At 34.1% G+C, this 25,347-nt stretch carries 20 protein-coding genes and 1 pseudogene; 13 read left to right on the top strand and 8 right to left on the bottom strand.

Annotation, left to right across the window (positions count from 1 at the left end):
• Window positions 1-24: 24 nt before the first annotated feature.
• From QWZ06_RS01260 to QWZ06_RS01250, 3 genes are all read right to left on the bottom strand, one after another.
• Window positions 25-1,143 (bottom strand): glycosyltransferase family 4 protein, encoded by a 1,119-nt coding sequence (locus QWZ06_RS01260; protein WP_290295358.1) that lies wholly within the window; start codon window positions 1,141-1,143, stop codon window positions 25-27.
• 102 nt (window positions 1,144-1,245) lie between these two features.
• On the bottom strand, window positions 1,246-2,247 hold the full coding sequence (locus tag QWZ06_RS01255; protein WP_290295357.1) for a glycosyltransferase family 2 protein: 1,002 nt from the start codon (window positions 2,245-2,247) through the stop codon (window positions 1,246-1,248).
• A 3-nt stretch (window positions 2,248-2,250) separates the two neighbouring features.
• The gene (locus tag QWZ06_RS01250; protein WP_290295356.1) at window positions 2,251-3,321 is read right to left on the bottom strand and encodes a formimidoylglutamase; all 1,071 of its coding nucleotides are present in this window, start codon (window positions 3,319-3,321) and stop codon (window positions 2,251-2,253) included.
• Window positions 3,322-3,636: 315 nt separating this feature from the next.
• Between QWZ06_RS01250 and QWZ06_RS01245 the strand changes: the two genes are divergently transcribed.
• From QWZ06_RS01245 to QWZ06_RS01215, 7 genes are read left to right on the top strand one after another with little or no spacing between them, the layout of a single operon-like run.
• Entirely contained in the window at window positions 3,637-4,782 is a 1,146-nt protein-coding gene (locus QWZ06_RS01245) for a hypothetical protein (protein WP_290295355.1), read from the top strand.
• A complete protein-coding gene (locus QWZ06_RS01240) occupies window positions 4,710-5,147 on the top strand; it encodes a hypothetical protein (RefSeq protein WP_290295354.1) in 438 nt (145 codons plus the stop codon). The genes QWZ06_RS01245 and QWZ06_RS01240 overlap by 73 nt, the downstream gene beginning before the upstream one ends.
• Window positions 5,148-5,159: 12 nt before the next feature.
• A complete protein-coding gene (locus QWZ06_RS01235) occupies window positions 5,160-5,744 on the top strand; it encodes a DUF6705 family protein (protein ID WP_290295353.1) in 585 nt (194 codons plus the stop codon).
• Window positions 5,744-6,304, top strand: coding sequence for a hypothetical protein (locus QWZ06_RS01230; protein ID WP_290295352.1), 561 nt, complete (start codon window positions 5,744-5,746; stop codon window positions 6,302-6,304). The genes QWZ06_RS01235 and QWZ06_RS01230 overlap by 1 nt, the downstream gene beginning before the upstream one ends.
• Window positions 6,304-6,876, top strand: a complete 573-nt coding sequence (locus QWZ06_RS01225; RefSeq protein ID WP_353959925.1) for a DUF6705 family protein — start codon at window positions 6,304-6,306, stop codon at window positions 6,874-6,876. The genes QWZ06_RS01230 and QWZ06_RS01225 overlap by 1 nt, the downstream gene beginning before the upstream one ends.
• Before the next feature lie 2 nt (window positions 6,877-6,878).
• Window positions 6,879-7,451: a DUF6705 family protein gene (locus tag QWZ06_RS01220; RefSeq protein ID WP_290295350.1), complete on the top strand. Its 573-nt coding sequence runs from the start codon at window positions 6,879-6,881 to the stop codon at window positions 7,449-7,451.
• Window positions 7,452-7,467: 16 nt separating this feature from the next.
• A complete protein-coding gene (locus QWZ06_RS01215; RefSeq protein WP_290295349.1) occupies window positions 7,468-8,364 on the top strand; it encodes a hypothetical protein in 897 nt (298 codons plus the stop codon).
• Window positions 8,365-8,467: 103 nt separating this feature from the next.
• Here the strand turns inward: QWZ06_RS01215 and topA are convergent.
• The 5 genes and pseudogenes from topA to QWZ06_RS01190 form a co-directional block, all read right to left on the bottom strand.
• Window positions 8,468-11,028, bottom strand: a pseudogene (gene topA / locus QWZ06_RS01210) (type I DNA topoisomerase).
• 54 nt (window positions 11,029-11,082) lie between these two features.
• On the bottom strand, window positions 11,083-12,231 hold the full coding sequence (locus tag QWZ06_RS01205) for a hypothetical protein (protein WP_290295348.1): 1,149 nt from the start codon (window positions 12,229-12,231) through the stop codon (window positions 11,083-11,085).
• A 227-nt stretch (window positions 12,232-12,458) separates the two neighbouring features.
• Window positions 12,459-15,716 (bottom strand): hypothetical protein, encoded by a 3,258-nt coding sequence (locus QWZ06_RS01200; protein ID WP_290295347.1) that lies wholly within the window; start codon window positions 15,714-15,716, stop codon window positions 12,459-12,461.
• Window positions 15,717-16,077: 361 nt separating this feature from the next.
• Entirely contained in the window at window positions 16,078-17,217 is a 1,140-nt protein-coding gene (locus tag QWZ06_RS01195; RefSeq protein ID WP_290295346.1) for an EpsG family protein, read from the bottom strand.
• A complete protein-coding gene (locus QWZ06_RS01190; protein WP_290295345.1) occupies window positions 17,217-18,218 on the bottom strand; it encodes a hypothetical protein in 1,002 nt (333 codons plus the stop codon). Before QWZ06_RS01190 ends, QWZ06_RS01195 begins: the two co-directional genes overlap by 1 nt.
• Window positions 18,219-18,411: 193 nt before the next feature.
• On the opposite strand from QWZ06_RS01190, the gene QWZ06_RS01185 reads away from it, so the two are divergent.
• From QWZ06_RS01185 to QWZ06_RS01160, 6 genes are all read left to right on the top strand, one after another.
• Complete coding sequence (locus QWZ06_RS01185; RefSeq protein ID WP_290295344.1) at window positions 18,412-19,935, top strand: MMPL family transporter; 1,524 nt, start codon at window positions 18,412-18,414, stop codon at window positions 19,933-19,935.
• Window positions 19,936-20,195: 260 nt separating this feature from the next.
• Window positions 20,196-22,064: a 1-acyl-sn-glycerol-3-phosphate acyltransferase gene (locus tag QWZ06_RS01180; protein WP_290295343.1), complete on the top strand. Its 1,869-nt coding sequence runs from the start codon at window positions 20,196-20,198 to the stop codon at window positions 22,062-22,064.
• A gap of 42 nt (window positions 22,065-22,106) precedes the next feature.
• Complete coding sequence (locus tag QWZ06_RS01175; RefSeq protein WP_290295342.1) at window positions 22,107-23,021, top strand: dialkylrecorsinol condensing enzyme DarA; 915 nt, start codon at window positions 22,107-22,109, stop codon at window positions 23,019-23,021.
• Window position 23,022: 1 nt separating this feature from the next.
• Entirely contained in the window at window positions 23,023-24,162 is a 1,140-nt protein-coding gene (gene darB, locus QWZ06_RS01170) for a dialkylresorcinol biosynthesis protein DarB (protein ID WP_290295341.1), read from the top strand.
• Window positions 24,162-24,593, top strand: coding sequence for a hotdog family protein (locus QWZ06_RS01165; RefSeq protein ID WP_290295340.1), 432 nt, complete (start codon window positions 24,162-24,164; stop codon window positions 24,591-24,593). Before darB ends, QWZ06_RS01165 begins: the two co-directional genes overlap by 1 nt.
• 6 nt (window positions 24,594-24,599) lie before the next feature.
• The gene (locus QWZ06_RS01160; RefSeq protein ID WP_290295339.1) at window positions 24,600-25,043 is read left to right on the top strand and encodes a hotdog family protein; all 444 of its coding nucleotides are present in this window, start codon (window positions 24,600-24,602) and stop codon (window positions 25,041-25,043) included.
• Window positions 25,044-25,347 lie beyond the last annotated feature (304 nt).

Below are 25,347 nucleotides of genomic sequence, written 5' to 3'. Positions count from 1 at the left end.
GTTTACAAAAGTAATATTTAATTGTTAATTTTTGTTATTTCTTAATCGATATATCAAATCCGGCAAATATGCCCCCATAAAGCCCAATAAAACAATGACCAACAGTAAGAAATTCACATTCATATGTCTCAGATAATAGGCTACCGTTACAATCATTAAATAATATACAATAATATAAAATGTAGATCTTCTATGGGTAAGGTTTAATTTTAGAAGTTTGTGATGAATATGATTTTTATCTGCATCAAAAGGTGATTTTTTATTGTAAAGTCTTACAAATATTACGTTCAGTGTGTCTACAATAGGGAGGATTAAAATTGCCACTGCTACTACCGGAGCCGATTGTAAATGGTATTTGGGCACATCAGCAAGCTTTTTGTCAATAAAGATATCGATAAAGCAAATAGAAGTAAAGGCTAGCAGAAATCCTAAAAGCATGGATCCTGTATCTCCCATGAAGACTTTATTGGTTCTATAATTTGATAAATTATAGTACAAAAATGCCAAAACGGTTCCTATAATAACTACAGACAAAACAACTAAGGGGTAATTATATTCCCCTAATCTATAATAACTTATCCCAAATAAAGCGCTACAGATCACGGAATATCCACCAGCTAAACCATCTATTCCGTCAATTAGGTTAAAAGCATTGATAAGAATAATAAAAGTAACAATACTGAATATCACACTCACAAAGTACCCTAATTCATACACTCCTAATATCCCAAATAAACTTCTGATTCTGATATCTGAACCAATAACTATTAATGAAGATACTAGGATTTGAGCCACCAACTTTTTATAGGCCCTCATGACCACAATATCATCCATTACTCCTATATACAAAAGGATAATGAGTGAAGCAAATAGGAATTTATACAGATCAAACAGCTCATAAGCAAAAATAGAAGCACATATTCCAATAGAATAAAAGATTGCAATTCCTCCAAGATTCGGAATTTTTCTAAGATGTGAACTTCTGATACCGGGCTCATCCATAAGGTTCTTCCTTCTGGATATTTTTACAATGGTAGGTATGGAGAAAAAAGTAATTAAAAAGGAAAATACGAAGCCTAGTCCTATTTTTACGTAGAAAATAGGTATTCCCGATCCGCTTAAGAACAATTCAAAGTTTTTCATTCTTTTCTTATCCAGTACACATTATCTCTCCAATTAAACTAATGATGGTAATATTCCTTCATCATGTTCTACCGTCCGAAACAATAGTACTTACATTTGTGTTTATATCAATTTTCTTATCAATTTTTTCTGTCCGGCAAAAAATAACAGATAAAAAATCTTTTTTTTCACCGGCAAAGATAAAAGATAATTTGTACCAAAACGACTATAGTTCAATATATCTTGAATTTTTATTTGCCTTTCTTTTATGAAAACAGACAGTTTATCAGCCATGTTGTAAAACATTTTTTCATCTTTTACAAAAGCCAGATAAGCAAGAAAAGAATACACTCCTTCAAAAATTTGAAAGTTTTTCAATTCTTTTTCTTTATGAGCATATCTGGATTGGCTAAATACACTTTCTACATCCTGTACTGCTTTTAATATATCAAGTCCTTTTTCCGTATGAGTTTTTGTAATAGAATCTATACGTTCAAGGTACTGATAGTGAAAATTCTGCGTTTGAGCGATCGTTTCAGATTCCAGCAACAACTGTGGAATAAGCTGAATATCTTCAAAATGAACCCCTTTCTTAAATCTTTTCTGATCAAAAAGTTCTTTTTTAAACAATTTGTTGCAAGCAAAATAACTGATATCCGAAAAAACGGAGAAGTCATCTTCCAGTTTTATTTTTTCCGGCATATTAGGAATCTGTGTTAGTTTTTGAGTTACTTGCCCATTTTCGTCCACTTTCTGAATATTACAGATCACTATTTCAGCCCTATATTTTTCAGCCAACAGGAGCATTTCTTCAAACATGATTTTTGTAACATAATCGTCACTGTCTACAAATCCGATATAATCTCCTGTTGATCTATCTAAACCAAAGTTCCTTGCATCACTTAATCCTCCATTTTCCTTTGTAAAAGGTTTTATTTTATCAGGATAATTTGCTGCGTAATTTTTAATGATCTCCCCGGAATTATCTTTACTTCCATCATCCACCACCAAAATCTCAATATCCTGATGAGTCTGATTCACCAGGGAGTCGAGGCATTTTACCAAATACTTTTCGACATTATAAACGGGAACAATGATGGAAATTCTTGAGGGAGCGTTTGTCATACATTAAAATTTCGTCAGTCTTGCATTCAACCAGCCCTTTTTAGCATCATCAAAGTCTTTTCTTGAGCAGGGAACACAGTTTTCTATATTTTCATCGTCACCAAAATACCACAAATTACTGAAAGTATCACGCTTAAATGCGAATTCTCTGTCATCAATCAAAACATAAAACAATTCATACTGTCTTTCTTTGGGATGAGACTGCTGAATATTAATCCCCTCGATCAGATACCATAGCATTTGTGCCAATAGCTGATGGTTCAGTTGATTTTCCGAATAGATATTATAATTAAAGATTCCTATTGTTTTCAGGTTTTCACTTAGCCCGATTTCTTTCATGTAGGCACAAATCTCTCTCCTATTAAGTCCATTTACCTGCGGATTCATAGAGAATGGTTCACTGAAACTTTCTATAGCATCACAATTTACCGTCACTAAGTCAGCTTTTCTGAAGAAAGGTTCTGTTTTTTCAGTGGAATTCATCATTTCAGCTAAACGGATGATGTCAAATTCCACTTCTTTGATCAAACGTACAGAATCCATTTCATTCAGGTGCTTCTGATAGGCTAAATGATGATAATTTTTAATGGAAAAATTCTTCGCTCCGAAGATTTTCCCCAAAAACGTATATTCGTTAATTTCTTCTCCTTGTTTAAGGGAAATAATATTACTGATTTGGGTATAATTAATACTTTTCTGATGGAAATTCAATGCTGAAAACAGCGAAAAAGCAAAATCATTAGATCCACCAACAATTACCGGAAGTGCTCTTTTATAATGACAAGCTGATAAAACCTCCTGTAAAATATAATGGGTGTCCTGCACAGATTTTCCTGAAACCAAATCGCCAAGATCCACAATCGGAATCTCAAAATCCAATTGTGAAAGTTTGTAAAATTCTTTTCTGACTGCTGTAAAATCCTGCACCTCTGCATCACCACCCGCTCCTCTATAGTCTGATACAAATAAAAGAACAATACTGTCTTCTTTTATATCTTTTGTAATTCGGTTTCCAATCTGCCAGCTTTCTGTTTTAAAATTTCTTGGTGAAATAATAAAGTCTTCAAAATCCATATTTTAACTTGAAAGTGTAATAGTTTAATAATTGCTTGATATAACAAACATACAAAAAAACGCCGCAACGGAAAATCTTACAGAGACTTTTATTCATAAAAAAAGCCGCTAACGCTATTTGTTAACGGCTTTGTATTATATGATTAATATTACTTCTTCTTCGTTGATGTACTTTTTATTTTTTTATACTAATCTGTTTCTTTTCTTAAAACAATAATTGTTTCACAGAATTAAAATTCAGATAATATTTTATTACTCTCACTTAAAAGTGAAAAAAAATAGTATATTCGGAATCTACAAAAACAACAAATGTCCATGAGAAAAAAATCGATTCTCAGGTTGACTCTGCTTGCAGTGCTGACTCTTACTCTAAATTCCTGCCGAACAGAAGATGAAGTGCTTCCCAAAGAGGAACAAACCCAATTCAGGGCTCCTATTGAAATGTTCTTGAAGTTTGAAGAAAAAACTCAATCCGACCCGGAATTCAGAGCGCAGAATAGACAGGAAACCGGACAGGTTGCCCAAAAGAATGGCACTTACAATACTACTGTCAATATTCCTTTATCTCCGGTGAGCTATAAAACACCATTCAGAGAAACCATAGAAGCGTTTTTTAAAAATAATGCTGCTTTAGGACAGGACTTTTATCGTGATTTTGGAAGACCTTTTTATAATGTATCTACCTATACCTATGGAAATAATTCCAAGGCGATTGCTTTTCCTATTCTACAGGGTGATCAGGTAACAGCCTTTATTCATGGTATTGTCTCTCCCAACAGAGATTATGTGCAGTTTACTGTTGTACAGAATAATGATCCTGTAACACTGGGCGTATTAGCAAGGCTTCAGGATGCGGTAGATAATCTCTATCCCAAAAATCCTACGCCCATGGGGAAGTTTGCTAAAGAGCAATATATCCGGGTGAACGATATAGAGGAAATCACCATTATTAAGTTCAATGTCTTCTCCGGCGGCGGTGGCGGTTTTGGCTATCTATTTCCTGGACGAGACTGGTGGAAAGATGCCCAATGGAAAGAACCTGGCAATATGCATTTTGGTGGTGGCGGAAACGCAATGTCTGGTGATGGTTCTAAACATAAGTTTCCGGATTATCTGGATCCTGAGGATGATCCTTGTGAGAAAGCAAAAAAAATGTTTAACAAACCTTATGTTCAACAAGGGATAAACGATATAAAAGCACAGGCATTAAAAACACTTAGTGATGTGAACACCGGAGAGATAGGCTTTAAAGAGAAAAAAGATGGTAGTTTAGCTCCTGCCGATGTTAATGGCAATCATAAAGTTGTATTTAATGATGTAACCGATTCATATGGCGGCTATCATAACCATACCGCAACCGGAATTCATATGTTTCACCACCGGATATTGTGGATGCATTATTTGGGTTTGCAGCAGCACAAAGTGTGCAGGATGGTGTGGGAAATGCGTACCTTGGTATGATTGCAGCAGAATGGTGCAGTACTTGCCCTAATAATACTCAATATATACATTATGTAATAAAGTATACAGGAACAGCGTCAGAATTGGGAGGCTACGTTTATACACCTGCACAAATGAAACAGTTTGAAGATGATTACCAAAAACTTGAAAGTACTTTGACAAGTAAATATAAAAACGGAACAACTTATATCAAAAATTCTGGAGATCTTAATGAAAGAGGATTGGAAAAATTATTCTTCGAGTCTTTAAAAAATATGGGATTAGATGGGAAAGTAAATTTACAACGAGTAGAAGCTAATGGAACAGTTAATAATGTAACCTTAGATGGTAATGGTATACCTACTGCCACACCATGCCCTAATTAATTAGTTTTAAAAATGAAAAATAATATGAATATAATACAGTCAAAAATAATACTAGTAATGACATTAATTATAAACTTAATGTCTTGCAAAGCTCAAACTTTACCCCTTAGTACTTCTTTTCTAGATATCCCTAATGGTGCATATATAAAAGACACTAATAATGAGCTAAATCCATATATCGGAATTTATAAAGCTAATTTTAATGGTAATGAAATTACTTTATTTATTACTAAACAAGAAAATAAAATAGAAAAGAGTGCTAAAAAAACTTATTATACAGATGCTTTAGTAATTAAATACACTGTGAAAAACTCTATGGGGAATATTTTGCAAAGCACTCAAAATAACAACCTTACTATTGGTGATTTACATAGTATTGATATTGATCCCACAGAGAATAAAGTGGTTTTTGTTTATGCAGGAACAAATTGTCGTATTGGTTGGGGAAGAATAATATTAAAAAAAATTAGCCCAACTCAATTATCTTGGGAATATCGTCCAGAAGATAGAATTATAATGCCTGGAAAATGTCCCGGAAATCCTGATACAACAATTTATTTACCAGAGACGAAGGATTTAATTTTTACTAAACAATAGTGAAATGTCTATTTAAAATATTAGGAATATTTGTTGCGTATTTTTGCCATGCGCAACAAACACTTCCTTTAAATACTGCTTTTTCAAGTATTCCTAATGGTGCTTACATAAAAGATACTAATAACGAGTTAAATCCCTATATAGGAGTCTACAAAGCTAACTTTAATGGTAATGAAATCACCTTATTTATTACCAAACAAGAAAACAAATTAGAGAACACTGGCCAAAAAAGTTATTATGTAGATGCATTAATAGTAAAATACATTGTGAAAAAACCTACAGGTACCATTCTACAAGACACTCAAAATAATAATGTATATAATATTTCACTATATAGTACTAAGATAAGATCTGATAGAAATGTTGTACATTTAATCTACAGCGGAACAAATTGTAGTGTTGGATGGGGAGATATTTTCTTAAAGAAAATTAGCCCTACACAAGTCTCTTGGGAATATCGTCCGGATGATATTGTAACAACTGCAAGTAAATGTCCTCCAACTTTGGATACAAAAATATATTTACCGGAAACAAAGGACTTAATTTTTACTAAGCAATAGTGAAGAGTTTAATAATATTTTTAGGAATATTTGTTGTGTTTTCTTGCAAAGCACAACAAGTTTATCCTTTAAAAACAGACTATACAGAGATACCTCAAAACTCATATCTAAAGGATATTAATAATGAATTAGATTCTTTTGTAGGAAACTGGCAGGGAAGCTATAATGGGAACTCAATTACTCTTTTCATAACAAAAGAGACCCAAAAATTTTTCAATGAAAATGACAATAAATATTATAAAGATATATTATCAATAAAATATGTTGTAAAAAACTCTTCTGGAATAGTTCTCCAAAATACCCAAAATATGAACTTTCAAGCAAATCAATTAAGACATACCCTCTATAGCCAATGGGCAGAAGATAATGGAAATAGTCTTTTGTTATATTATGGAGGCACCAATTGTGGTGTAGGATGGGGAAGTGTAAAGTTGAAAAAAAATAGCACCACTCAAATCTCATGGGAGTATCGCCCAAATGATATGATTATTGATGATACCAAATGCCCACCAGGAACGGATATTAATATTTATTTACCCGAAACAAAGGATTTAATTTTCACCAAGCAATAATAGTGAGTAGATTAATTAAAATATTAGGAATATTTGTTGTGTTTTCTTGCAAAGCACAACAAGTTTATCCTTTAAAAACAGACTATACAGAGATACCTCAAAACTCATATTTAAAGGATACTAATAATGAACTAGATTCTTTTATAGGAAACTGGCAGGGAAGTTATAATGGGAACTCAATTACTCTTTTCATAACAAAAGAGACCCAAAAATTTTTCAATGAAAATGACAATAAATATTATAAAGATATATTATCAATAAAATATGTTGTAAAAAACTCTTCTGGAATAGTTCTCCAAAATACCCAAAATATGAACTTTCAAGCAAATCAATTAAGACATACCCTCTATAGTCGCTGGGCAGAAGATAATGGAAATAGTCTTTTGTTATATTATGGAGGCACCAATTGTGGTGTAGGATGGGGAAGTGTAAAGTTGAAAAAAAATAGCACCACTCAAATCTCATGGGAGTATCGCCCAAATGATATGATTATTGATGATACTAAATGCCCACCAGGGACGGATATCAAAATTTATTTACCGGAAACGAAGGATTTAATTTTCACCAAGCAATAGAGAATAGTATTAGTAAATGACAACAAAACCCTTTTTATTCATCGTACTCTTTAGCTTCAATTTATTTTTCTCTCAGAAGTATATTCTTTTAGATGATGTAAAATTGAGATTCCCTGTTCATGAATATACATTGGATACTCATGAACTATATGATATCAAAAAAGACATCAATGTTTATAATGTATTTGTTTCTAAAAATACAATTCTGCTCATTACTGTTCTTCCGGATCTTTCTGAAAAGGTTCTTCCGGGAATGGATGAGAGAGGCAATAATTGGCAACGTATAGACATTCAAAACATTAAGGATAAAATTGTATCTAACGATCAAATGATCAACATAGCAACAGATTGGAAAGTAAATAATACTCCTGAAAAGAAAACACTGGAATATCAATTGGTAAAAAAAGAAAAAGATGCTTATTATACTTCAAAAATGAGTTTGACAGAATTGTTTAGCATTGAGGATTTGAAATTTCCCCTTCTGTCTTCTTATGGAACAATTAATACAACAGAAAGGAAAGTCACGATAAAAGAAATGGAAACAAGCTTTAAAACTCAGTTCCCTAAACAAGATTTTATAATGGATATAACGGGCAATAATAAAATCAGGTCACTGGATGAACGATATAGCTTCAGAAATTATCTATCTAAAGAATATATCATAAAAGGAAATAAAGCTTATCAATTCTGGACATTTGATGGCTGGTGGGAGCATGATGGATATAATGAATCCCGTGGAATAGATCGGTTTCTCTATATACCGGATAAAGGTATCGTTGGTGGATCTTATGATTTTTATTTCAGAAAAAATTCTGGAACATCATCAACAAATACTTCTTTTACAGTTTCTGATTTTAAGCTTTGGGGAAATATTATTAATGAAAGAATAATGACTGCTAAGGAACTAAAGTAGTTGCATGATCAATATGTCCAGAAAATTCTAAACAATAGAGTTAAGTATCTTTTCAGAAAATTTCTCATAAAAAAACCGGCCATAAAATGACCGGTTTTTGTTATTATTTCTTCTTAGCAGCTGGCTTTTTTGCCGCTGTAGTCTTCTTTGTAGTTGTTGCCTTTTTTGCAGCAGGCTTTTTCTTCTCTGCAAAAGCATTTTTATCTTGATCTGTGATCCATTTTTTTACCTCATCCAGAGAAATTTCTTTCAATTCTTCTGCATCATATTTGGTATCATCATTTTTCTTTGGAATTTTGAACATGGCTTTTCCAAACTTGATGAAAGGCCCCCATCTTCCATTTTCAAGGGAAATTTTCTCTTTTTCCCATTGCTGAATATATCTGTTGGCTTCTTTTTCCAGTTTTGCATCAATCAGCTCATTGATATCACTTTGAGAAAGATTATCGAAGTTATACTTCTTCGGAACATTCACAAAAATATCTTTATACTTGATAAACGGCCCGAATCTTCCTGATCCTTTGGTTACAGGCTCTCCTTTATAAGTTGCAATCGGAGCGTCTGCTTTTTTCTTCTCATTAATGATCTCTTCAGCTCGGTTTTGATTTACAGAAAGTGGATCTTCTCCTTTTGGAATACTAATAAAAGTTTCTCCCCATTTCACATAAGGTCCAAATCTTCCTACTCCAACAGAAACGGCGTGTCCTTCAAAGTCATTTAGTTCGAAAGGCAACTTAAACAGCTCCAATGCTTCTTCAAAGGTAATGGTTGCAATATTTTGCCCTGTCATTAATGAAGCAAAGATTGGCTTTTCTTCATCATCCGTTTCGCCAATCTGGATCATTGCTCCAAATCTTCCGATTCTCGCATGAACATTTTTACCTGTCTTTGGATCAACTCCTAGAAGTCTGTCTCCTGTTGCACGGTCTGCATTTTCTTCTACATCTTCAATTCTTGGGTGGAATTTGAGTAGAAATTGGTCATCATTTCCTTCCATTTCTGGTCTCCGCTTGCAATTTCGTCAAAGCTTTCTTCTACTCTTGCTGTGAAACCGTAATCAAGGATCTCTCTAAAGTTATCCGTTAAGAAGTCATTTACAACCTCTCCTATGTCTGTAGGAATAAATTTATTTTTATCTCCACCAAACTTTTCATCTAAAACTACTTTTTTAATCTTGTCATTTACTAAAGACATTTTGATGACTTCGCGGGTATGTGGTTCGATTTCTCTTTTATCCACATATTCTCTGTTTTGGATGGTCTGGATCGTTGGAGCATAAGTAGATGGTCTACCAATTCCTAATTCTTCAAGCTTTCTAACCAATCCGGCTTCAGTATATCTTGCACTTGGTCTTGTGAATTTTTCTGTTGCCGTAATGGATTTATAATTCAATACTTCACCAACTTTTACTTTTGGTAATAGTTTTTCATTGTTTTCATCATCTTCTTCTTCAGTTTTCACGATACCATAAGCTTTTAGGAAACCATCAAAGATGATTACTTCTCCTTGTGCCTCAAAATGGTGGGGAAGTGAAGCATTACCGATCTCGATAACCGTTTTCTCAATTTTAGCATTCGCCATCTGAGAAGCTAATGTTCTTCTATAGATCAATTGGTATAGCTTATTCAACTGCGCATCTCCAATGCTCTTTACACCGAAATCCGTAGGACGAATGGCTTCGTGAGCTTCCTGTGCAGAAGCTGATTTTGTAGTATAGTTTCTTGGAGAAGAATATTCTGCTCCATATTCTGAGGTAATCTGTTTTTTAGCGCCTTCAATAGCTTCCTGAGAAAGGTTTACGGAGTCAGTTCTCATATAAGTAATGAATCCTTCTTCATATAATCTCTGAGCCAGACGCATGGTATTGGTTACATTGTAACCTAATCTTGATGAAGCTTCCTGCTGTAATGTGGAAGTGGTAAAAGGAGCGGATGCAGAACGTGTTCCCGGCTTTGTTTCAACATTCAGAACTTTAAATTCTGTAGTTTTTGCCTGCTCAAGGAATTTTTCAGCGTCAGCTTCTTTCTCGAAGTCTTTTTTAAGTTTAGCTGCAATTTCCTGTGCTGCATTGTTTAAGAAAATTCCGTCAAGTTTGAAACTTGCTTTAGGTACAAATTCACGGATCTCTTTTTCTCTTTCAACAATTAATCTTACAGCGACCGATTGTACTCTTCCTGCAGACAATCCTGGTTTTACTTTTTTCCATAAAACCGGAGACATTTCAAAACCTACAATTCTGTCCAGCACTCTTCTTGCCTGCTGGGCATTCACTAAATTCTGATCGATATCCCTTGGATTTTCAATTGCTTTTAGAATGGCATTTTTAGTAATCTCGTGGAAAACAATTCTTTTTCTGTTTTCGGGTTTCAGTTTCAATTCATCTGCTAAGTGCCATGCAATAGCTTCTCCCTCGCGGTCTTCATCGGAAGCCAGCCAAACCATTTCGGCTTTCTTTACTGCAGCCTTTAATTCTGTCACCAATTTCTTCTTGTCTGCTGAAACTTCGTAATCCGGACTAAAGGTGGCAAGATCTATTCCCATGCCTTTTTTAGGCAAATCTCGGATATGACCGAAACTGGATTTCACATCAAAATCCTTACCTAAATATTTCTGGATAGTTTTTGCCTTTGCCGGGGACTCTACGATTACTAAATTTTTCGACATTCTAAAAAAAATTTTTTGCAAAAGTAAAGCTTTTTTATTATATACTTTTTGAAATCACATTTTATTTAACAATTCCAGTGGAGCAACAAACAGTCTATATAATATTCCCTCGAAGGTGAAACCCTTTCCGGACATTTCAACTCTATATAGCAGAGACAGTAGTATTATAGCCATTGTTATATAAAATTTCCGATCAATAATTATGGGTTCACAGGCATATATAGAGTCTCCTTTTTTCAACATCATAGCAAAAAGGATAATCATCAACATCATATGAATATACATCCATCTTCCCCAGTCTATAGCCAGATAAAACAGTGGAAATGAAAAGAAAAAGGCTCCGATTAATAAAATATATAAAATCTTTCGTCCATTTAGATATTTTAAATAATAACAAATATGAAGTACGCTTATCCCTAAGCTGATAAAGTAAAGCAGATATTCACTAAGATGTTCCTTAATATACTGTCTTTCATCAATATTCCAATAGAAAATACCGTAAGTAGGATGTACTCCTCTTCTATTGAGTATTTCCAGTGACATTCCTTCATTTACATTTTTACCAAATAAAACAATGGCTCCGGCAGGGATAATTACCGCAAGGAAAAACTTAATATATCTTTTGATTTCCAGCTTGCCATTTTTGACATATAATGCAATCGCAAAGTAAGGAACATAAAAGAGAGTAACCTCATGCAAAAGTGTAGTTATAAAAAGTAATAAACAGAAAGCATATTCTTTATATTTTGATAATTTATCATGATCTAAAAGGTAAACAAAATAAGTAAACAAAAGAAATACGATAAATTCTTTTTTTCCTACATAAGTCACTGTATTCAAAAGCCCTACAAACCCAATAGACGACAATAAAAGTGAGAGATAAAGCAAGTCTGTCACCTTATATCTTATAAGTTTTGTGTACAACCAAAAAAACAGCGAAATAATTATAAATTGAAAGAAGTAAACAATATAATTAAGACTGAACCCCGTTATATCCTGAAGAATAAAAAAGAAACTCCCGGATAACCCTCTTCTTTTGAAACCTCCGTCTTCATAGTTGATCAACCAATCTGCAAGGATATATCCATCATCTTTAAGATTAAAAGCAAGGGTAAAAGCAAGGGTGTAAATTGCTGTAATAGCGATCAAAAAATAAATAAAGATCTTACTGTTAAAATGTTGCACAAATTTTTCTAACCTCATAGTGTATTTTTAAAATCTGTAAAAAGGAAAGAATAAACTTCCTCTTTTCCCAATTTTTACAAGTGCTAAAATTATGAATTTACACTTATCCAAAGGCATATATTTCCTTTTTTTAATAAGATCAATCTATTGTCTGGAAGTAAATTCCATTTTTAAGCTGTAAAAACAAACAATAAAGCCGGCTCAATGGTGAACCGGCATTTTTTTATGATCTGATTTTGCAAATTTTATTTTTTTGCTTTCACAAATCTTGCGTTGACCGTAATTAAATCTTTGGGAATCTGATTCATTGTAGCAGGCAAAGCTGTAACCTGGTCTTTAGGAATGGGTCCTAACTCATTTCCATTGGCATCTAATTTTATTTTTACACATCTGCAATTCATCCCGAAATAAGGATCGTTGTTATCATGAAACGCAAGCATACGGTTGGCACTAGAAGCGGCATCCCAAAGAATATTAATGGGTCTTCCTATATAATTTGACAACAAAGCACCCGTCCAAATTCCCGGATATTGGAAATTAATCACATTATAACTTCCTGCTGCACTCTGATTGGTAGTGACACTTCTGAAGCCTCTGGATCCCGAATTGGGATAATTTCCTACATTATAGGATTGATCATTAAAAGTATATCCTATTGTAGAAGTTGTACTGGGATTCCTTACTCTTGATCCTAAATAATCGGTAAGTACACTAAATGCGGTTGCTACATTTTTATCTTTTTTATACCAGGGAGAGATGCCATAATCCTGATTTGCTGTGATAGCAACTCCTGTAAGATCCGGAATTCGCCATCCCTCCGGACAAGGATCAAAAGGTGATTTTTTGGTTCCTCTTCCCCATCTGTCGGGAGCTAAATTGGGTTCATCTGCCAACCAATCTGTTCCGTTTGTAAAATTCGGTGCAGCACTGTTGTAAGCAGCAAAAGTACTTGGAATCATATAAACTAAAGGATTCCTCACCGAGTATAGTAAGACTTTTGAAATTTTATCTGCTATTTTATCTGTCGGAAGCACGTTTGCGTTGGTAGAATTTGTATAGGTATTGAACGGGACAATATAATTTCCTGCCAGATTATTATAAGCAGCTACAGATAAAGGAGAATAAGCCACTGTTCCATCCGCACCTGCTGTTCCTAAAAAGATACTGAAAGAAGCCCGGTTATCTGCATATTGAAAAGTTGGGATAGGATCTTTTCTTCCCCATTGGTAATGCATTCCCGTTGAAGCTCTAATTCTTGCAAGCTCTGCCGCACTAGGTGTTAATGGATTAGCAACTACCGGAAAAGCATCTGTTGCCCCCAGGTTTCTGTCCATAAATTCCGTTTGCAATGGTGATGCTCCTTTATCAACATAATTTACGTAATTGGTAACTGCTGTATTAGGTAATTCTGTAGTATGCGGTATAGAAGCAACCGGAGTATCTGTGACCCAAATATGCCAGCTCCAATATACCGGACTTGTAATACTTCCATTATGTAGGGTAATCACTGCATTTCCACTTTGATTAGGATTGATTGTAATCTGAATTTTAGTATTTGAAATTCCTTCTAATGAATTTGGTGATCCTCCAGGAATTGTCACTTTACTGATTAATCCTGCGTTTGTACTCCAAAGAACATTCGCTTTCAAATTATTAAAACTTGATACTGAAAGAATCTCTTTATTATTTAACATTTCACTTTGAACAGAAAATGCTTTGTTTACTGGAATATCAAGAGTGGTCATTGTGGCATTTTTCACAATCTGATAGGTATTCGGATTATTGATTCCTTCTTTAAATTCAACAACTACGGGTAAATATTCTGTGGGGAAGTCATACCCATCCAACACATACAAGGGATCTTTTAGACATCTACAAGCATTCGCTCCCGAGGTTTCACCTGCCGCTAGCGGCATATACCAATATCTTCCTTTCACATTCGGAAAAGCAGCATCCGGAACATCCGGCTGTCCTTTATCCGGCACCATAAACAATGCACGAGCTCCCACCACCGGAGTATTATCAAAATGCTTAGCCATTGTTGCTGTCCATAAACCGACATGATGCTGATCTGTATATTGTCCCTGATGGACGGTGAGCCCTAATTGTCCTGTCCCCGGAAAAAGCCCCATATTAAAACCATTCACATTGGATAAATCAAAGCCGGTATTGGCATATAATTTAAAACCTTTCATGTAGTTCGGAGTATTAGTATCTGTAGGCTTTATCACGTGATATTTATTGGCTTCAAAAGTATTCTTTCCCATATTGGTTCTTACTCCAAATGGTGAAAAGTCTAATCTCACATCATCTATATAGTTTTGAGAGGCCAAGTTGGCGACCAACATAGAAGGAATTCGCCATCCATTTGGGCAGGGATCATAAGAAGATTTATCCCGATAAGGTTTTGCATTGCCATCATCATTATAATTTGCGTTCACCTTTCCCTGAGAATTGTCTGACCATAAATTTAATTCAGAAAGCTGAGAATCCGGAGTCGTTGCAGATTTTCCGAACCAGTTTACCATCAAAGCTGTATTGTTATTATAATAAGCTGGCCCTGAATTATCATCTTTATTAACATAAATAAGGCTTAACGGATTTTTTATCGAAAGCTTAATATTGTTACTTACCTCAGCATTGGAAAGCAAAACAAATTTTCTAAGATCATCAATTTTGACAGCTCCGGTAAAGTTTTTAGCACCTCTGTGTCTCACTCGCCCTATTGATCCTGAAACTTCATAAAAATCGTCTCCTTTTAAGGCTAAAGGCGGTATAGGATCCTTTCTCCCCCATTGATATAGGAGACCTCCATTTTTATTCCACTCTGTTGCTGTGATAGAATTTCCGATTGCCCCCAGGTTCCGATCCATCCATCCCCATTCAAGATCAGGAATCAATTCAACTGTTCCATTGCTTCTTTGTCTTGATACTCCTGTAAAACTTTTATAAGTGGAACCATTTCCCGGATTATCTGTCACCCAAATATGCCATGACCAGAAAATTTCACCATTGACTCTTAAGGCCACAACAGCATTTCCCTCTTTGGATTTATTAATCGGAACTTTTATTTTAGCATTTTCTCCGGAACCTATTATTTCAAGAAGATATCCTGTTGCTGACTTTATCAGACCTGGATTATCTTCCCAAAGAACATCTGCTGTAACTTGTCCCGCAGGAATTCCTGAAGATCCAATAATTTTATCCTGTTGCCACATTGCATACGCTTTTTTCACAGGAACGTACAAACCTTCATTATTCTGACTTGGATCAAAAAGGTAGCTGTTTGGTGCTTTTGTCCAGTCTCTCAAATCATCAAAATCAGCTTTTCTCGCTGTTTTATTAGTCTTCCCGGAGGGCTTACTTATCGTATCCTGACCTTTTTCTTGAAATTTTTCTATTGGACTCGTTCGTTCTTTCAGCTCCATACCCTTGATAGAGCAGTTACATACTAATACCAGACAAATGATTGCCCCCATTTTTTTCAATACTGATTCTTTCATATCACTGATTTTTTATATAAACACAAGTACACCCCTATACTTTTGATATAAAAAAGCTATATAACAAACCATTAATGATGACATAAATCAATTATTAAACAAATAGTTTAACATTATTATTTTATAATTGAAAAATAATTAACACAGAATCAAAAAATACACCAAAAAATTCAAAAAAAATATTTAGCATTTTGCTTATGAACAAAGACTTATCAGAAGCCGATAATACAATGTTCTGGATTGATGATATGACAGAGGCATAAAAAAAAGCAGTATTAATACCGCTTTTTTATCATATATTTTTAAGAATTGATTTTAATTTTAATAGCCCTTGAATCTGGTTTATTATTATACTTTATTACTATGGAAGAATATGATTATGATATAAATCAATTGTAAATCGACCTGCTTTAATATTATTAAAGATGGAGAAGACAACGAAATTGAACACTACTAGCGATATGATAAAAGCATAAATCATTACCTTTACTCTTTTAGAGACTACATACATGGCATTAGGAATGATGATATAAGAAAATCCAATAAAGGCTCCCGCAAGTCTGGATGAGAAAATAGGATTATTTCTAAAGATAAAGTAAGCGCAGATTCCTATCACCGCATAATTTCTATGGTATTCATAATAGGGATACAGTTCTTTCATTTTAGTATCGAAAGCAAACAGGAAGAAAGTTAAGATCGCCATCATTCCTTCCGGAATACCAAATCCACCATTTAATCTTTCTACACTCTCTCCAACATACCCGTTAAAACCTTCAACAAGCATATTATCTCCTGCCATATTCCCTAGAAAATCTCCGAGCCCTCTATACACTTCAAAAGGAGATAAAAATACAGAAGTAATAATCATAATCAGCATCATCACCTTATTCAACGGTACACGAGCCAACCAATACATGGGCAGGAACATATAACATACACTATGAATCCCCGAACCTAAAAAGATAAAAAATAAATAATGCCATAGCTTCCGTTCTTTAATATACCGCAGAGCAAAATAGACAATAAAGGTTCCTAAGTTCTGTCTGATCTGTCCGCTTTCTCCAATGAAAAAGCCTGGAATAAACATAAATAAAGTAAAGGTAAAGGGATAAAAAGTATTATCCTCAGTATACTCTACTTTGAAAGTGATTGCCAAAATAGCAATAATAAATGTCAGAATATAAAAGGGAGCATCAAAAATATTCAGTATTATCTTATTGATCAGAGTGTATAGCCACTCTACATCCAGAATTTCAGGCCCTTCCATATGAAGCATCTTCATAAAGATACTATAATAACTTTTCGTATCAGAATAAATATAAAGCCCCAAATAACTTCCATAATCCGGTCCCACATCATCTCTAAGACCCGCAACAATCATGAGATATATTCCCAAAAACCAAAACCATTTCTTTTCTACCTTATTACCAAAAACCTCCTGTACACTAAAAAAAAGCATATAGATCATGGCAATGATATAATATGGGTGTAATAAACTCATTAGACAGATATGGTGTTTTTAAATTGATATGAAGTAAATATAAACCCTGTAAGAATTAAAGGAATAAATAATCTGACTTCCCAAAAAAGCCCCACCATAGTAATCATTACCAGGTAAGGGATGGAAAAGAATACATATTTTCTGATCAGCATCTTTCCTTCATTATTACATAAAAGGTAGCTGAAATATAAGCTTATTGTACCAAACAAAAGACCACTCAGATTAAAAGGACTGGTGAAGTTATCCCGGAAATAAATTCCTTCAACAAAAGACACATCCTGATGAATCATCATTCTAAGTCCTGCATAAGGTATAATAAAAGCAATCACCAAAAGCAGAATCTCTTTGATGAAAGTAAAATCTTTATTTTTCAGTTTTTCAAAATCGATGCAAATTGCAGCAAAAAACGAAATATTCAGGCATGAAGTCTCTCTTGCCAACGTAGAAATAAAAACCACGACACATAAAAGAATAAAATCTGTAGATTTTCGGTTGTGAAGGTATTTCAAACTAAGTAATGCTCCCGAAAGATAAAAGAAAATGGCTATAGAGTCACAGTTGGTAGGAACATACTGTACAATAACAATAAAAAAAATGGCCAACAGATGAATCATTCTTCTGATATTAAGATGCAAAAGAATTCCTGAAGATTTTAGTTTAAAAATCAAATGTAAAATAACTGAAGACAGCACAAAAAAGAAACTGTTGATCAGAAAGATACTATGATAGAATAATGTCCCTTGTTTCAAGAGAAAATTTTTCAGAAACGGAACATAATTGTTTACAATAAAAGTCACCACCTCAGTAACATGTACACTCAGATAATTAGGGATCACCCTGTAAGCATATACAGAAGAGAACATAAAGTCAGGAGCTTTCTCCATGGTCTTCAGCCTTACATAAGAAGACTCAAAGCCATAATAAGACATCGCAAACAGCAAAAATGGGAGCACTGCTACAAATAGGAATCCATTTATTTTTTCATCATTTTTTGTCAACATATCAAAAACAGATTCTTATTTTTTAATAATAATTGTGGTTTAAAATACATGTCATCAAAAGGGAACATTTGCAAAAGTAGAATAATTTTTCATTCTGCCTAGAATATTTTATTGATTTTCAGCCAAAACTTATCCCCTAACTATTTTGATGTAATTCTTAAAAATTTAAATTTGCAGACTTGATCCAAATGCAATGCATCGCTTTTTTATATTTTTATACTATCTGATTTCCAGGAACAAAATCCTTTCTGTTTTTACAGCTTTAGGAATCGCAGCCTTATGTCTATTCTTTGCTTCAAAGATTAATTTTGAAGAAGATATTAATCAGATCATTCCCAAAAATGAGAAATCTGATCTTACAGCAAAGGTACTTAAGCAGCTTAATTTTTCGGACAAGATCATTGTGATCATAGAAAATAAATCCAATGAAGAGAGCTTCCAGCTTTCTGAGACGGCAGATACTTTTTTACAGAAAATAGAACCCCTTCAAAAATATATCGGTTCGGTTCAGGGAAAAGTAAATGATAATGAAATCTCTGAAACTTTTGATTTTGTCAGTCAAAATCTCCCCTTATTTCTGAATGAAAATGATTATAAAGAGATCCAGGGAAAGCTTCAAAAAGATAGTATTGCCCAACAGGTAGAGAATAATTATATCTCTTTAGCTTCTCCTACAAGCCTTGTGACCAAAGAGTTTATCAAAAAAGATCCTCTTGGACTCACTTTTTTAGGAATCAAAAAATTAAATGCTTTAAACATCAGCAAAGACTTTAAGCTTGAAGACAGCTATATTGTGACCAAAGATGGAAAAAATCTTTTGTTATTTATTGATCCTAAAAATAAAAGTAATGACACAAAAGCCAATGAAACCTTTGTTGATCAGCTTGATCAGATAAAAGACAATTTGAATAAACAGTTCAAAGGAAAAACTGAAATCAGCTATTTTGGCTCTCCGGTAATTGCTGTTGCCAACGCAAAGCAGATCAAAAAAGACATCCAGAACACGGTCGTGATTTCAATGACTGTACTTTTGATTCTTCTGATTTATTATTTCAGAAACTTCTTTACTCCGATCATTGTATTTCTTCCAACAGTATTCTCCGTGTTGCTGGCTCTATTGATATTGTATTTTATTAAGGATAAAATTTCAGCCATTTCATTAAGTGTAGGAGCCATTCTTATCGGAATTACCATAGATTATGCCCTGCATATTCTTACCCATTACAAACATAATAACAATATTGAAGAACTTTACAAGGAAATCACCCAACCTATTGTATTGAGTAGTGCGACCACTGCGGTTTCCTTTTTATGTCTGGTATTTGTACGCTCTGAAGCATTAAAAGACCTGGGACTTTTTGCAGCGATTACTGTTATTTTATCTTCCATTACTGCATTAATTATCGTTCCTCAGCTTTATAAACCTAAACATTCCGTAGAAAAGCAAAGCACCAACTTTATTGATAAAATTGGTTCTTATCCATACGAGAAAAACAAACCTTTGATTATTGGATGTTCTATTATTATCTTGGCATGTTTATTTGGTTTCAGACATGTAGGTTTTAATGAAGATATTGGGGATCTGAACTATATTCCGAAAGAAATGAAAATCAGTGAGGCAAACTCCAGAAGCTTTCGGACATTACTTCAAAGTCTATTTATACCATTTCATATGGAAACTCTGAAGAACAAGCTCTTGCCAGAAACTCTCAACTGAATACATTCCTTGAACAAGAGAAGAAAGAAGGTAAAATCCTTAGCTACAATTCTATTGGAAGCATTGTTCTATCCGAGAAAGACCAGCAAAACAAAATTAAGGAATGGAAGACATTCTGGAACGATACTAAAAAGAACCAAACGGTTTCTGAGCTTATCAGCAACGGAAACAAATTTGGATTCAACAGTTCGGCTTTTGCTCAATTTAATGAGATTCTCAATAAAAATTATTCCACGTTAACAATCAGAGACTATGAAAAAGTGAAAGCGCTCCAGATTTCAGAATTCATGAGCAATGAAAAAGGATTTTATACGGTTTCCAATGTAGTAAAGGTGGACGAGAATAAAAGAGATGCCTTCATCAATGATATTGAAAAGAAACATGATGCCCTTGCCATTGACCGGCAGCAGATGAATGAAAATTTTCTAGGCTTATTAAAAAGAGATTTCAATACCCTGATTAATTACTCCCTTCTGGCTATCGTTTTAACGATCATTGTTTTCTTCAGGAATTTTGAACTGACTGTTTTGACCATGTTTCCGATTGTTCTGACAGGAGTAGTAACAGCCGGAATCCTTTATTTTTTAGGATTGGAACTTAATATTTTCAGTACAGTAGTTTGTACATTAGTATTTGGAGTGGGTGACGACTTCAGTATTTTCCTTACTCAGGCTATGCAAAAGGAACATACTACGGGAAAAAATGAACTTCCAACGTATAGAACTTCAATTATTCTGGCAGTATTTACCACTATTCTCTCCATTGGATCTCTGATCTTTGCCAAGCATCCGGCTCTACATTCACTGGCTTTGGTTGCTTTGATAGGAATGTTCTCAGTAATAATCATTACCTCTACTTTATATCCGTTCTGGTTCAGGCTGCTGATTACCAACAGGGCGAAAAAAGGACTTTCTCCGATCACATTCAGATTATTAGCAGTTTCAGTAATAAGCTTTTTATATTATGGGCTTGGAGGAATGGTATTTTCAGCTATTGGAAGTTTGTTTGTAAAGAAATCCAAGGGTAAAACATTGGATATTATCAAACTTATTTTAGCTAAGTTTTTAACTTCTGTTCTATATTCGAATCCATTTGTAAAGAAAAAGGTCATTAAAAATACAAATGAGGACTTCAGTAAACCGGCAGTCATTATTGCTAATCATACCTCTTTTCTGGATACGCTAGCTATTGCAATGGCCACCCACAAAATCATTTATTTGGTGAATGATTGGGTTTATAACTCTCCGGTTTTCGGAAAACTGGTAAAAGCATTAGGCTTCTATCCGGTTTCTCAAGGTATTGAAAATGGTATGGATCAGCTGAAAGAAAAAATTGCACAAGGATATTCCCTTGTTGTTTTCCCTGAAGCGGAACGTTCTTATACCAATGATGTGAAAAGATTTCATAAAGGAGCCTTCTATCTTGCAGAGCAGTTTGAACTGGATGTGCTTCCTTTATATATCCACGGGAACTCTGAAGTACTTCCGAAAGGAGATTTCATTATCTATGATGGCAGCATTATTGTAAAAGTAGGTGATAGGATCAATAAAGATGATCTTAGCTTCGGCAAAAATTATTCTGAAAGAACAAAAAAGATCAATGCTTACTACAGAGAAGAATTTGCCAAGCTAAGGGAAGAAATTGAGAATGAAAATTATTTTAAAAAACAATTATTCTTAAGCTATTTATATAAAGATGCTGAAGTGGTAACAGCAGTAAAGAAAGATTTCAACACCAATAAGTTGGTTTACTTTGAACTGAATAAACATATTGATGCTGACGCCAATATCCTTCATATTGCTGATGATTTTGGACAAAAAGATGTTTTGCTTACCCTTTATCAAGCCAGCAGAAGAATTTTTTCATGGATAAAGAATGATGAAAAAAGAGCAAAGGCAGCTCATAATTATCTGGTAAAAAGAAGAAAAATAAACTATATAAAAGAACTGTCTGAAGTGAATAAAAACATCGATGTACTCCTGATTTCCGATGATCATTTTGATCTCAGCGAAATTCAGATTCGTCCTAAAACTATCATTTTCATCAATACCACAAATACTGCGATAGAAAGTGAAAATTATACATTAAAATTCAGTTCCGACTCATTAAAAGTATTTAAAACTAAATAATAAATATGAAAAACATATTTTTGTAAACACTAAAAAGATTCCATGAAAAAAAATATACTTGTCATATATTATTCTCAAACCGGCCAGTTGGAGGATATTGTGAGAAATATTGCCAAACCTTTTGAAGCTCAAAAGGAAGGATATGATATTACTTATTATAATATTCAGCTAAAGGAAGATTTCCCTTTTCCTTGGCCTGGTGACGTTTTTTTCAACACTTTTCCGGAATCTTATTTACAAATTCCAAAAGAAATAGTGCCCCCTTCAGAAGAAATACTGAACAAAAAGTATGATCTTATTTTGTTCGGCTATCAGGTGTGGTATCTCACCCCCTCTATTCCGATCATTTCATTTTTGAAGAGTGGCTATGCAGAGCGTATCCTTAAAGACACTCCTGTAGTCACTATTTCCGGAACCCGAAATATGTGGATGCTCTCTCAGGAAAAACTGAAAGTATACTTAAGAGATTTAAAAGCCAAACTTGTTGGAAACATCGCATTGGTAGATAGGCATGACAATTATACCAGTGTACTGACGATTCTTCGCTGGCTAACCACAGGCCAGAAAGAAAAATCCGGGATGCTTCCGGCAGCAGGAATTTCTGATGAAGAAATCACAGGTTCCGTAAAATATGGCGAGATTATTGAAAGACATTTTAAAAGCAACGATCTGGAAAATTTACAACCGGATCTTGTAAAAAATGGTGCCATCGAAATTCGCCCGTTTTTAGTGCGTGTAGAAAAGGTTGGGAATAAAATTTTCACTGTATGGTCTAATCTGATTATAAAGAAAAAAGAGAAACGCCCATTGCTGATAAAATTCTTTAAGGTATATTTGATGGCAGCGATATGGATCATCTCACCTGTCGTTTTGGTATTACACCTACTTACAACTCCTATATTTTGGTTTAAAAGACAAAAACAAAAAAGATATTTACAAGGAATTAATTTAAAATAGAATGTACGACGTATTTATAACAAAAGCTTCAAAATATTTACCCAATGAACCGGTATCTAATGAGGAAATGGAGACATATCTTGGGCTTATCAATGACGCACCTTCTAAAGCCAGATCACTTATTTTAAGAAATAATAAAATCACAACAAGATATTACGCTTTAGATAAAGAAGGAAACCCTACCCATTCCAATGCACAGCTTACTGCGAAGGCTATTGAAGGACTTTTTGATGAAAATTTCAAAAAGCAAGATATGAAGCTATTATCAGTAGGAACTACTTCACCAGATCAGATTCAGCCTTCTCACGCTTCTATGGTTCATGGTGAACTGAACATTGGGAAATCTATTGAGATCAATACTGCAACCGGACTTTGCAACTCAGGGATGAATGCCCTTAACTATGGATTTCTTTCTGTGAGAGCAGGTGTACAGGAAAGTGCTGTATGTGCAGGTTCTGAAAGGATGTCTGCATGGATGACAGCTGATAAATTCAATCATGAGGCTGAAAATTTAAAATTACTAGAAGAAAGACCTATTATTGCTTTCAAAAGAGAGTTCCTAAGATGGATGCTTTCTGACGGAGCTGGTGCTTTCTTATTAGAAAATAAACCTAGAGAGAATGGGATTTCTTTAAGGGTAGAATTTATTGATTTCTATTCTTATGCTCACGAGATCGAAGCATGTATGTATGCAGGATGTGACAAGCAGGAAGACGGAAGCTTAAAATCATGGGCAGATTACCCATCTGACGATTGGTTGAAGCAATCTATTTTTGCTATTAAACAGGATACTAAAATCCTTGATAAATACATTCTTGTCAAAGGGGCAGAAAGTTTAAGAGCTTCTTTTGATAAACATCATTTAGATCCTGAAAAAATTGACCATGTATTGGCCCACATCTCTTCAGGGTATTTCAAAGATGGATTGAAAGATGAATTTGCTAAAAAAGGCATGGACTTCCCCGCTGAAAAATGGTTCTACAATCTTTCTGAAGTAGGAAATATTGGTGCCGGATCTATCTTCATTGCATTAGAAGAACTGATGAACTCCGGAACATTGAAAAAAGGAGAAAAAATACTTCTTTGTGTTCCTGAAAGTGGAAGATTTGCCTATTCTTGTTCTTTATTAACAGTTTGCTAATGGAAAACAGACTGCCCACATCCGATAAAGATTTTGTAGAAAGTCTTATTCCGCAGCGTGCACCATTTGTCATGGTACATGAACTGTCGGAATATTCTGAAAATCATCTTATTTCCGGATTTAAAATAAATGAAGACAATCTTTTCATTCAGGATGGATTCTTTCAGGCATCGGGATTAATCGAACATCAGGCACAAAGTGTAGCCCTTCACACTGGATACAAGTATTATTTGCTTGGAAAAGATGCCCCAACAGGATATATTGGAGCCATCAAATCCTTTGAAACAGAAGGATTGCCTAAAATTGGTGACCAGCTGACATCAGAGGTTACCATCCTTAATGAAGTAATGGGAGTAACGCTTGTAGATATTGTTACTAAATTAAATGATGAAGTCATTGCAAAATCTCAAATGAAAACTGTTGTAAAATAACTTTTAATGGAAATCAGGGAAGAAAATATCATTAATATACACAACTTTTTACCGCATCGCGAGCCGATGCTTATGGCCGACTATATCCTGGAGTTGACCAAGGAAAAAGTAGTGACTTCCTTTGAAATAAAAGAAGACAATATATTTGTTCATAACAATGAATTTGTAGAAGCAGGCTTAATTGAAAACCTTGCTCAAACCTGCTCATCTATCCTTGGACAAAGCTTCTTCGAAAATCCGGAAGCCAATACCAAAGTAATAGGCTTTATCACCAATATCAAAAAGATTGAGATTTTTGGACTTCCAAAAGTAAATGACAAGATCATTTCAAAAGCATCACTGATTTCCCAGTTTGAAAATATCTGCCACATCTTCTGCGAAACCTTTAACAATGATGAATTGTTGATCAGAGCAGAGATTAACCTGTTTATTCAGGAGGTAAAATCGTAAAAAGAAAGAAAAAGACTATAAAAGCTGTACATTTTGTGCAGCTTTTTTTGTTTTTACAATTATTGATGTTTTTTCTTTATTGTTTTAACGCTACGATCGCAAAGAAAGTGATTATTTCTATTTTTTTAAGTTCGCAAGGGCATTTCACTCAGCTAAGATTCCTGACTATTTTTAGGGAGAGGATATTGTGTCCGAAATAAATAGATTTTGGTTAAAGCCAGATGAAATTTATCTTTTATTTAGCTGGACCTCTATTGAATTAAAACCCAACAAACTGATCAAAGATATTTCTTTCTTCCTTTGC

The organism is Chryseobacterium tructae (genome assembly GCF_030409875.1).
GTDB classification, from domain to species: Bacteria; Bacteroidota; Bacteroidia; order Flavobacteriales; family Weeksellaceae; genus Chryseobacterium; species Chryseobacterium tructae.
Note: the sequence above shows the minus strand (reverse complement) of the source record. Positions and strands in the feature narration are given on the sequence as shown.